The organism is Lachnoanaerobaculum sp. MSX33, from assembly GCF_000512995.1.
Lineage (GTDB): Bacteria > Bacillota > Clostridia > Lachnospirales > Lachnospiraceae > Lachnoanaerobaculum.
The window spans coordinates 94,539-104,323 of the sequence record NZ_AZXX01000025.1; the positions used below are offsets into that span (position 1 = coordinate 94,539).

General features: G+C 32.9%; 9 protein-coding genes and 1 pseudogene. All 10 read right to left on the reverse strand.

The annotated features are described in order from the left end of the window. The 10 genes and pseudogenes from HMPREF1495_RS02805 to HMPREF1495_RS02845 all read right to left on the reverse strand — a co-directional run bounded on the left by HMPREF1495_RS02805 (window position 1) and on the right by HMPREF1495_RS02845 (window position 8,832). Complete coding sequence (locus HMPREF1495_RS02805; protein ID WP_034211860.1) at window positions 1-888, reverse strand: ParB/RepB/Spo0J family partition protein; 888 nt, start codon at window positions 886-888, stop codon at window positions 1-3. Further along, window positions 881-1,660 (reverse strand): ParA family protein, encoded by a 780-nt coding sequence (locus HMPREF1495_RS02810; RefSeq protein WP_034211862.1) that lies wholly within the window; start codon window positions 1,658-1,660, stop codon window positions 881-883. Before HMPREF1495_RS02810 ends, HMPREF1495_RS02805 begins: the two co-directional genes overlap by 8 nt. 23 nt (window positions 1,661-1,683) lie before the next feature. After that, window positions 1,684-1,860, reverse strand: coding sequence for a hypothetical protein (locus HMPREF1495_RS13830; protein ID WP_008754293.1), 177 nt, complete (start codon window positions 1,858-1,860; stop codon window positions 1,684-1,686). A 29-nt stretch (window positions 1,861-1,889) separates the two neighbouring features. Then, window positions 1,890-2,333, reverse strand: coding sequence for a DUF6075 family protein (locus tag HMPREF1495_RS02815; RefSeq protein WP_034211864.1), 444 nt, complete (start codon window positions 2,331-2,333; stop codon window positions 1,890-1,892). Window positions 2,334-2,824: 491 nt separating this feature from the next. Then, the gene (locus HMPREF1495_RS02820) at window positions 2,825-4,843 is read right to left on the reverse strand and encodes an RNA-directed DNA polymerase (RefSeq protein WP_034211866.1); all 2,019 of its coding nucleotides are present in this window, start codon (window positions 4,841-4,843) and stop codon (window positions 2,825-2,827) included. Window positions 4,844-4,974: 131 nt separating this feature from the next. Beyond that, window positions 4,975-6,312 (reverse strand): hypothetical protein, encoded by a 1,338-nt coding sequence (locus HMPREF1495_RS02825; protein ID WP_034211867.1) that lies wholly within the window; start codon window positions 6,310-6,312, stop codon window positions 4,975-4,977. Further along, on the reverse strand, window positions 6,306-6,608 hold the full coding sequence (locus tag HMPREF1495_RS02830) for a type II toxin-antitoxin system RelE/ParE family toxin (RefSeq protein WP_156912974.1): 303 nt from the start codon (window positions 6,606-6,608) through the stop codon (window positions 6,306-6,308). Before HMPREF1495_RS02830 ends, HMPREF1495_RS02825 begins: the two co-directional genes overlap by 7 nt. Beyond that, window positions 6,598-6,885 (reverse strand): annotated as a pseudogene (locus HMPREF1495_RS14315) (type II toxin-antitoxin system RelB/DinJ family antitoxin). The gene HMPREF1495_RS02830 and the pseudogene HMPREF1495_RS14315 overlap by 11 nt, the downstream one beginning before the upstream one ends. A 134-nt stretch (window positions 6,886-7,019) precedes the next feature. Then, window positions 7,020-7,820: a nucleotidyltransferase domain-containing protein gene (locus HMPREF1495_RS02840; protein WP_034211869.1), complete on the reverse strand. Its 801-nt coding sequence runs from the start codon at window positions 7,818-7,820 to the stop codon at window positions 7,020-7,022. Next, window positions 7,810-8,832, reverse strand: coding sequence for a nucleotidyltransferase domain-containing protein (locus tag HMPREF1495_RS02845; protein WP_034211870.1), 1,023 nt, complete (start codon window positions 8,830-8,832; stop codon window positions 7,810-7,812). The genes HMPREF1495_RS02840 and HMPREF1495_RS02845 overlap by 11 nt, the downstream gene beginning before the upstream one ends. Window positions 8,833-9,785: the final 953 nt, after the last annotated feature.

Below are 9,785 nucleotides of genomic sequence, written 5' to 3' on the forward strand. Positions count from 1 at the left end.
TCAAGCACCCACTTCCTGTTTCCATTTATCAAGAAGTGAAATGATAATATTTTCAATCTCCTCATTGGAATAACTCTCTGAAAAATATTTGCATATCTTATCAGATTTCATTGTAAATTTTCTTTCATTTAGCTTCTCTTCTGTCAATATCAGCCTCACCATGGCAGGTGTCAGTTCTCCACTCTTTCCATACTTCTTTAATTTTCCGGATTGTGCTGTGCTGACATTGCAGAACTGTTCTTCTAAAACTGTCTCTATCCATTTCTGTGCTTCTTCTGACAAAAAAGATATATCTACGCCCTGTGAAAACCCTATTTTTTTGCTATCCACCATCTCAAGAATCCTATCAGACAGCCTTGCCAGCCAAATATAACGCTGTACCTTTTTAGCATTTTCTCCAGCAGCTTCCCCTACTTTATCAAGCGTATTCTCATCTGATTTTTTCCCCTGATGCTTCATGGCTTCATATTTCATCTTATAAGCTTTTGCCTTTTCACTTGGTAAAATATCCTCTCTTTGGATATTTGAATCCACCATGATAATTGTAGCTTCATCATCGGAATAGTTTCTTACAATAATCGGCATTTCTGATTTTCCAGCTCTCTGTGAAGCACATTTTCTACGATGTCCGGAAATCAGCTCATATCCTCCACCGGTTCTCGGTCTTGCAATTCCCGGTACAAGTACACCATATTGAAGAATACTTTCTGTGGTTTCCTCCATCTTTTCATCATCAGCCACATGGAAAGGATGATTTTTAAAATCATGCAATTCAGTTAATGGAACATTGATGACCTGTTCTGTACCTGCCATCCGCATATCACTACTGCCAAATAAATCATCAAAACTGTTCAGCTTTACCTTTGTGGCACTTCCATTCTTACTCATCACCAATCACCTCCTCCGTCAGTGATTGGTAGGCACTCGCTACCTTACCATTCGGATCATGCTTATAAATACTCACACCTTCAGCAGAAATCTCCGCAGCCCTTACCGACATTGGAATACTGTTTTCAAATATCCGCACTCTGTTTCCATAATTTTCAATCAATAAATTGCTAATGTCCTTGGCATAGTTGGTACGGTTATCAACCATTGTAAGTAAAATCCCCTCAATCTTAAGCTTTGGATTTATCTGTCGCTTTACCTTTCCAATAGTTTTAATAAGCTGTTCCAGACCTTTTACCGGCAGATATGCTGCCTGTACCGGAATTAAGATACTGTCAGCACAAGTAAACGCATTTATTGTAATCATACCAAGTGATGGCATACAGTCAATCAGAATGTAATCATAATTGGCTTTCTGCTGTTCTATGTAAGTTCGCAGTACCGTTTCTCTGCTCATAACATTCACAAGCGAGGTTTCCAAGCCAGAGAGCTCAATATTTCCCGGCATGAAGTCTACACCTTCCTCATGCTTTAAAATGCCTGGCTCTGGGCTTTCTTCATCATTTATTATATTTGACATAATAGTTGCAAGCGTAATTTCCAGTCTGTCCGGCTCCTGAATACCAAGGCTTGCCGTAAGACTTCCCTGCGCATCTGCATCTATCAATAAAACTTTCTTTCCCTGCTTTGCCAGACCGATTCCAAGGTTACTTGTTGTTGTGGTTTTACCCACTCCACCCTTCTGATTTGCAATTGCTATAACTTTACACATGATAAAATTCTCCTTATTCTCTACTATTGTTTTTTCACATTGCTTTTCTTCACTTCCGCATAAGCTCTGTAATATTTGCTTGTTCCTTTATTGCTATAAAGCTCCGATATCTCTAATACTTCAATTTTTGGATGACGTTGTAAGATTTTCTGAAACCATACAATGTCATTCTTTGTTCCCATAAATCTAACTTTTAACATTAATCTGTTCCTCCAAATAAGGCATACAGTTACAGGTTATAAGTTGTATACTCCGGATAGCGTATCTGTATCGCCTGCCAAAAGAAAGGTGCATAGGCACAGCAGAACAAATCCTCCACTGTATACCGCCTGCACTCGTTTACCTGTTCCTCTGTTTCTGTGTAATCATCTACACTCGGTGTGCTGTTGCAATACAGGTTAAATGCCATTCTTACCACCTTCATACTGCCACTGGTCTGCCAGCCTTCATGCAGACACTCTGTTTTTACACATCCTGTCTTAAAATCATAAATGTTATTGATATTTCTTCTTGTATCATCACTGATACCGAGGCAATAGCAAAGTGCTTTGTGGTACACATCCTGATACTGCACCTTTTTTAATTTTTCGTAGTAGAATTTTTCATGTGCTTCGCTGATAAAATTGATTGTCTGTTCCTTTTTGTTTTCTGCTCCTAACGCTGTGTTGTTCATGCTCTGATCCTCCTTTAGATAAATAAAAAGGACTTCACTAATTGTTTTCACAACTAATAAAGTCCTAAGTTTCATATTCATTTCTAAATTCGTGCTAGGGATTTCTTACTAATTTATTGTTTTAGTAAATTCTTAGTAAATTCTCCTCTTAGAGTCCAAAATATACGATAAATTCAAGGTTTTCAGGATTTGGGGAAAATGTTGCCGTGGCAGATGAAAAGTATCTTAATCATATTTGAAGTGCCTCCTAAAATGCTGTATCTTACTCCGATTTATCCCGATTTGTCAAGTATATCAGAGCCTATTTTTATACCCCTACTCTATCATAAAAATATGAATTTTTCATCTCCTATTTCCCGAATAGAAAAACGGACAGAAAAACGCCCTGCCGCAGCAGAGCGTCCATCGTACGTCATTATTAGTTTCATATTCCAAGAACGGGTTGCGGTCATCAGCATCTCCTTAATACATACTGCCGCTGCCTTTATTAATTATATGCTACTCCAGTATAATGATTCCAAATTTTCTTGATAGTTTTTAAAAATACTTCTCTGACGAGTTTTAAATGTAATACTTCGTAAAAAATCTCTTTTATTTATATCCCATTCAAAAAATTGGTCGGTATTATTCTTCAAAAAATCCAAGAATATATTTCCTAGAATATCTCCTGGGTTTTGAGCTGTATTACTTGCAATATTAGAAATAACCCCATTAATTTTATTTTGCTCAGTAGGTAATATATGTGGTGACTTATTAAAAATAAGCACCCACCAAAATTCTCTATATGTATAAATGCTCTCTGTTTTTACTATAGCGTCTATTCTTTCAAGCAAAGTTTCAATAATAATATTTCTAATTTCATTGTAATATTTACCGTTATATTGAGAATACAATAAATATGATGCCCACAATATTGGATCATCCTTAACAATAAGTTGTTCGACTATCTTTGCTTCCTGTCGATAAGGAATCTCTATCTTTGCTTGATGACAAAATAGAATAAGATTCACAATATCATTAAGATTGGATTTTTCAAAAATAAAAGAATACCTTTCAAAAAGATTTTGTAATTTATCCCTCATTTCAAAGATATCAAATTCGTCCTTAACATAACTTATTATCGACAAAAGTCTCTGAGTATTATTGTAATTAGGAAAAAATGAATACACATACAATACCAATTCAAGAAAATTAAATACTACAGTTTCTGAAATATCATCTTTAAAAATACGAACATTTTTCTTGTTTTTTCCAACTTTGTTTAATAAGGTCCCTAAAAAATAAGCAACTATTGTTTTATCCTTACTTTCATACTTACAGATCAATTCATTAAACTGATTCATAATAATCCTCTTGATGACTGAAAGACTTTCTGATTTCAATAAATATGGTAAAAAATCTTCTTCAGTATTATCAGATTGATGTTCCATAACATATTTTTTTCTTTCATCTTTAGAATTAAACAACAATGTAACCGCTCTATTGGTAAATAGATTTGTTTCATTTAACCATTGTTCCAATACAAATGGCACTTTGTTTCTATATATCTTGGCATCATTCAATCTTAGCAAATACTTTCTTGATGCTTCTGAATATAATTCCACTATTTCATTTGCAAGCTTTTCGGAATCCGCAAATATAAAGACATCATCAACATAACGATAGATATTGTAATTTTCATCAACCACAATACTCTTATTAAGTAGCATGCTGAATACATCCCTATCAATGGTCTGTAAAAGCATTTCTGCAACCATACGCGAAAACTCCGGTCCAACTACTATTCCATTGGATGTCCTAGCGTTTATATTCATTAATACACGATCGATTGCAGAATAAATACTTCCATTTTTAAAGTTTTTAGTATCATTTACATCTTTGCCAATTATCCAATTAAATGTGTGGGTATATATGCTGTCAAAACAGGCTTTATAATCTGTTCTGATAAAATACTTGTATTTACTATTTAATACAAGCCACTCTTCTGAAGAAGTAAATGCGGCTATCGACTTATACGGACCAATATTAAAATAAATTCCCGTTTGTTCTATTATTCCTTTTCCTGTATTATCTGATAAATCTGCAAAGTATTTTGTTACAGATTTATTCTTATTTTTATAATATAAATCATTATTCTTTTTATGATATCGTAACGAATATATAGAGTTTTTTTGCAACAGAGTAAGCATCTCCTTTTGATAAGCGCTGATAAACAAAAACAATTGTAATGCTCCTAATGGTTGCAACAAGCTAATTAAACGTTCAGAATGAAGTTGCTTCATAATAGTATAACCCAATGGCATAGTTACCCAATTCCTATTACCACTAAAAACTTCTTTGTTTTCATTTTTTAATTTAATAATCAATTTGATCATCTCATTTGTTTCATCATTCTTAGTAACTAAATATTCATAAAAATAGTGATACGAAAACTGCTCTGATAATTCTGAAGGCAATACATCTGTTAATATGTAATCCAACTGATTTCTTTCAATATTATCTAAATTCATTGACTTTTCACCTATCCAGTTTTAATATAAACAATGAGTGGTATACCACTCACGTAATATTTATATTACACACGTAAGCGGTACAATGTTAACACGTTGTGCTGAGTAACACCATACTTCCTAGTATGGTGCTACTCTATTTTTATCGTTTCTAAATATTTCACTAATATACTATAATAGCTATCCCCTGAACCAGAATATGATGGTTCTAATTTTTTTAACCACTTAATCAGCGTGCTCCTTGACACTCCTATGTTATACTGAAATACAATACTTCTATTTCTTTTCATTGTTGAAAACATGTTATATATACTCTCACGATTAGATGCTTGCTTCAAAAAATATGGCATTATTTTTAAATTGTGTTTATTCATCAAATCCGTATATAAGTCTTTTAAGAACTTTTCAGTAGTTGGTATTAGCGCATCAATATGGTATTGTAATTCGTTATAGTTGGCTACAATACCTTTTGTTAACCAATCAAATGTATGGCCACCAATAGTCCTTCCAATTACAACTCTTGATGAGTATATTTTAATTCTTTGTCTTAGTAATTCCTCATTCTTATCTTTCGAATACTGTATTATGGCTCGCTCAATAATTCCACTATATTTTCTTCTTTTCTTTTCAGTAATTCCATATTTGAAAGTAATTTCATCTCTACCTCTATTATTTATTTTAAAATTCAACTCAAATTCATATCCCAAAAAAGATATCACCTCACTGGGATTTGCTATCATATTTCTTTTAGCAATATATGAGAACTTACCTGGTGATGTTGCTAACTTAACAGGCGAATCACCAAATACCTCATGAATTGTTGAATCTATAAGTTTTAAGAATTTATCTTTAGAAATATATTTATTCATTATTAGCAAAATGTCGTCCACATATCTCTCATAAAAAAAGATACCATGTTGAGATAGTTTTGCCTTTATTCGTTCATCAAAATCTCTACATACAATTTCTGTCATTCCATTGGATAAGCAAAGCCCTGCATAACAATACTTAAATTCATTTGTATATAGTTCAAGTAACTCTTTATCATACCTTTTAAGTACTGAATTCTGAATATAATTATCATAAACATGCTTAACCAAAACACTATCAAAAAATGATTTAAAATCAGCTCGTATTATTACAAAATCATTCATATCCTTAACTACAGGAAGTATATTAAAAAGTATATTCATTATTCTTCTACGACTTGAATATTTTACATGAAATACTGAATCCATCTGTTTTTTTAAATATTGACAAAGAATATCTTCACAAGACAATTTCGAATAACTGAATACAACCCTTCTCTTCCCTTGCTGTGTAAACACTTCTCTCTTATATGATGAAAAGTCAAATTCTCTTTTTTCAATGTGTTCCAAAAGTTCTGTAGATTTTTTATCTACTTGAGCATCTGTAAGTGAGAAATCTCTTTGCCTCACTAAATATTCTATTTGCTGTTTACTTACCATATATAGTTCCTTTCAACGACAAAGGTTATATCCATAAACAGTATCGTCCTCAATACGATGAAGCATAAAATATATATTAGAAAAAAATTTATTCTTCTATATCCTAATTCCCTTAGCTTTGGATTATCACAAATTTTTATGCTTCTGGCAACATTTGGCAAACTTACCTTTGTTGCTTCAAAATCATTTAATAAACTTATTGCAGCCTGCTCACTTTTCTTTTTAAACAAAAGATATGTGATGAAACTATCACAATCATTCTCTGCATTCTGCATCAATATAATCTTATAATCCATACTTTGACCTCATATCTGAAATCGCATCATCTGCATCTCTAAACTTTTTTCTGTTCTCTATATCTTTTATGTTTTTCCAGCAGCTCTTTCTCATTCAAAGGTAGATATGAGTTTGATTATATCTGTCTTTTTATTTCAAAAGTAAATCAATTTGTGGCAACAGCTTGTGTTAAAAAATCCTAATCGCCGTTGTTGTATCTGTACCTAAATCCCTAAATAGAACATCAGATTTACTCTTTAGCCCCTCTTCAACCCTTGCCTGAATTGTACTGGCCATGTTTTGTGCCTCACTTTCATCTACTTATATAAAGTATAATGCTAAAACATTGCTATTTCAATATATATACATTATTTTTACATAGACAATCATTGATTATATTTCATCTCAAAACAATTATATTCTAGCTACATTTAGGATTTTATTCCAAAAATATCTACAACCCATCTAAACTCCTCTTCCAGCGCATCCCAGTCGGTGTTCCTGTCATCCTCCATTGTTTCCACAATCGAATTATAATATTCCAACTTCTCTTCTATATAATTATTTATCGCTTCAACCCTTGGGCCTTTTTCGGATTCAGGCATTTTCACCTTCTTTGCAAGTAAATCCTCTACCGCTGTCTTCATGTCTTCCTCAAGAACGGTATTAACCAATTCATCAAAAAGTACCGGCGGTGGGCATTTCTTTTCTTCAATCCATTTACAGGCAAGAATAGGTCTCAGCACGTAAAAATACTTTTTATAATTTACCATATCATCACATAGATAATCGTAGTAGTTCTTTTTTGCCGTACCGTAGTAATGATAAAGTGCCGATTTACATGCAAAGTATTTGCATGCCGTTCTCTCGTAAAGCTCTTTCCACTCATCCGTTGTATAATACACAATAGGAGAATTGCTCCACTCAAATAATGTGGCATTGGACTTGTGAAAGTGCTTCAACGCCTTTTTTAAATCCCATCCGTTGATATCAAGTACCTCGTTTAATTCCCAATCGATAAAGTCCTTGTTCTCTCTAAGGGATAAATAAAAGTTTTTATTGCGAACATAGATAAATCTCACATCATAATCGCTGTCGGGCGAGGCAAATCCCCAAGCTCTGCTTCCAGATTCAATAGCGTGTAGCACTTTTATATTCTCTTTTTCTTCTATTTCTCTGATTTTAGAAAGAATCTGTTCTTCTATATTCTCTTTATAATTATCATATCTCATCACGAATCACCCTTTCATTTATTGTCATAACCAATTCCTGCACACTTTTAAAATCCGGTTCATCCGGTAATTGCGTATGCTTGGAAGCGTAATACAGTTTCTTTTCATACTCTCTCATCATATCATAGAAGCTGTCCGAAAAAGTTCCCTCATCTGTTTGATATTTTCCAAAACGGATATCCATCAACAATTCATGTTCTTTTTCTCTGTATGTATTGATTTCTCCCTTTTCCAGTATATCAATGGCCATCATAAATAATCTCATAAGATGCATGGCGTGCTTATTTAAATGAAGATCATCTTTCTTTTTATTTCTCTTGCCTATTTTATCATAGTCTTTTACAACATTTGACATTGTATTCCACATACTTACATAATCTCTTAGCGGATAGTGACTCAACTTGGCATTGACAAATATCTCAGTTTCAAGTTCCGGATTAACCGCCTTGTCTATAAAAATTTCCAGACTTCCGTTTTCAAAGTTCTTATAACTTGAGTTAAAACTGTACATTGCATTCTTTACAGAATTAAAAATATGCTGCTCCTTTTCACTTTGTGGAAATGTGTCTCTGGCAAGTGCATTCTGTAATCTTCTAAGTTGCGCATCCGCATACCCTCCAAATGACTGAATAGCTCTTTTTGATAAAAACAATCTTTTATTATCAAGAAGCATTTTCCCGATATCATTAAGATAGAGATAATTATCCGGTGCAAGTCCAAGCAAATCTATTGTATTCGGATTACAACTCAAAAGTAAATTCACCATTTTATTGAATGCATAGATAACGGTATCCGTATTATCGTCCACATACTGTTCAAACTGTGTAAGTCCTATAAGATCCGATTTTTGATTGAGTGTAATTCCTCTTATATCTATATCGCTGCTTTCTATATTTGTCCCATATGCATAGCTTCCTGCAAGCCCAAGCAAAATCACATGCTTTCCAAGATGCTCATTAGTATTTATAAAATCATATTCCGGTTTATTTAAAATTGCTCTGTAGTCGGTCATAATACCTCTATTCCTTATCAAAAGCCATCAGAATCATTTAATTATAAAATCAGATTTTACATTGAAAGCTTATCTACTTTAAAAATTATCTATTTGACTTTAAAATTCTTTGTACATATTAACAGTTAAAAAAAAAGAACCCGACGCATCAGGTTCTTCTAGGTGTAATCCAAAGATGTCCACCGCAATTCTTCATCCCATTATACTAGCTTTTTATAACATATGCAAGGGATTCATGATTTACTAATAAATTTTTTCAAAGCATTTTTTCAAAGCACTCATATTATTTCTGTGTTGTGTTCCGACTACTTGACTATATATATTTATAGGAAGTTCATTCCTCAAATATTCTGTCTGCTGTTGGTATTAAGTTAAAAACTGCTTACGGGTCTTCAACAGTTTGTTACATGCCATACTACATGTTTATTGGAAAATGCATGTTTTTAGCTTTTTGTATTGTAAGTAATTAAAAAAGTCAAAAATGAATAACCCATTTCTGACTTTCTTAATGCTATATTGATTTTACACACACCTATTTTTCAGACATAGTGCCCTTCTACAGAGAATCTAATAAGAAAGCAAACCTTTCAGTACCGTAGCACATCCGTCAATTACAGGAGTCGAACTATCTAACATAATATTATAATTATTGTAATCATTCCATTTTCGTGCAATATTGGCATAATAATACCCAGCTCTTCTCTTATCGAACCGTTTTCGAACGCATTCCACCACCTCTAATTCCTACTTTCTTATACCCCTATACAATAATCACATGCTTTACTTGTACTAATCTTGCCGTCTTCTTTTATCTATCTCCAACGCTACCTTGGCAGCTACATAAAAATCATCTTTCCGGAGAATATTTCTTTTATCCAATTCATAAAACAACCTCTCATATCCAAAATAATTTCTCGGTATTTTTAATATTCTCTTTCCTCCTGAATAGATTT

Bases quoted from the DNA above. Each gene is read 5' to 3' on its own strand.
- HMPREF1495_RS02805 (WP_034211860.1), bottom strand. From the start codon at position 888: ATGAGTAAGAATGGAAGTGCCACAAAGGTAAAGCTGAACAGTTTTGAT.
- HMPREF1495_RS02810 (WP_034211862.1), bottom strand. From the start codon at position 1,660: ATGTGTAAAGTTATAGCAATTGCAAATCAGAAGGGTGGAGTGGGTAAA.
- HMPREF1495_RS13830 (WP_008754293.1), bottom strand. From the start codon at position 1,860: ATGTTAAAAGTTAGATTTATGGGAACAAAGAATGACATTGTATGGTTT.
- HMPREF1495_RS02815 (WP_034211864.1), bottom strand. From the start codon at position 2,333: ATGAACAACACAGCGTTAGGAGCAGAAAACAAAAAGGAACAGACAATC.
- HMPREF1495_RS02820 (WP_034211866.1), bottom strand. From the start codon at position 4,843: ATGAATTTAGATAATATTGAAAGAAATCAGTTGGATTACATATTAACA.
- HMPREF1495_RS02825 (WP_034211867.1), bottom strand. From the start codon at position 6,312: ATGGTAAGTAAACAGCAAATAGAATATTTAGTGAGGCAAAGAGATTTC.
- HMPREF1495_RS02830 (WP_156912974.1), bottom strand. From the start codon at position 6,608: ATGGATTATAAGATTATATTGATGCAGAATGCAGAGAATGATTGTGAT.
- HMPREF1495_RS02840 (WP_034211869.1), bottom strand. From the start codon at position 7,820: ATGAGATATGATAATTATAAAGAGAATATAGAAGAACAGATTCTTTCT.
- HMPREF1495_RS02845 (WP_034211870.1), bottom strand. From the start codon at position 8,832: ATGACCGACTACAGAGCAATTTTAAATAAACCGGAATATGATTTTATA.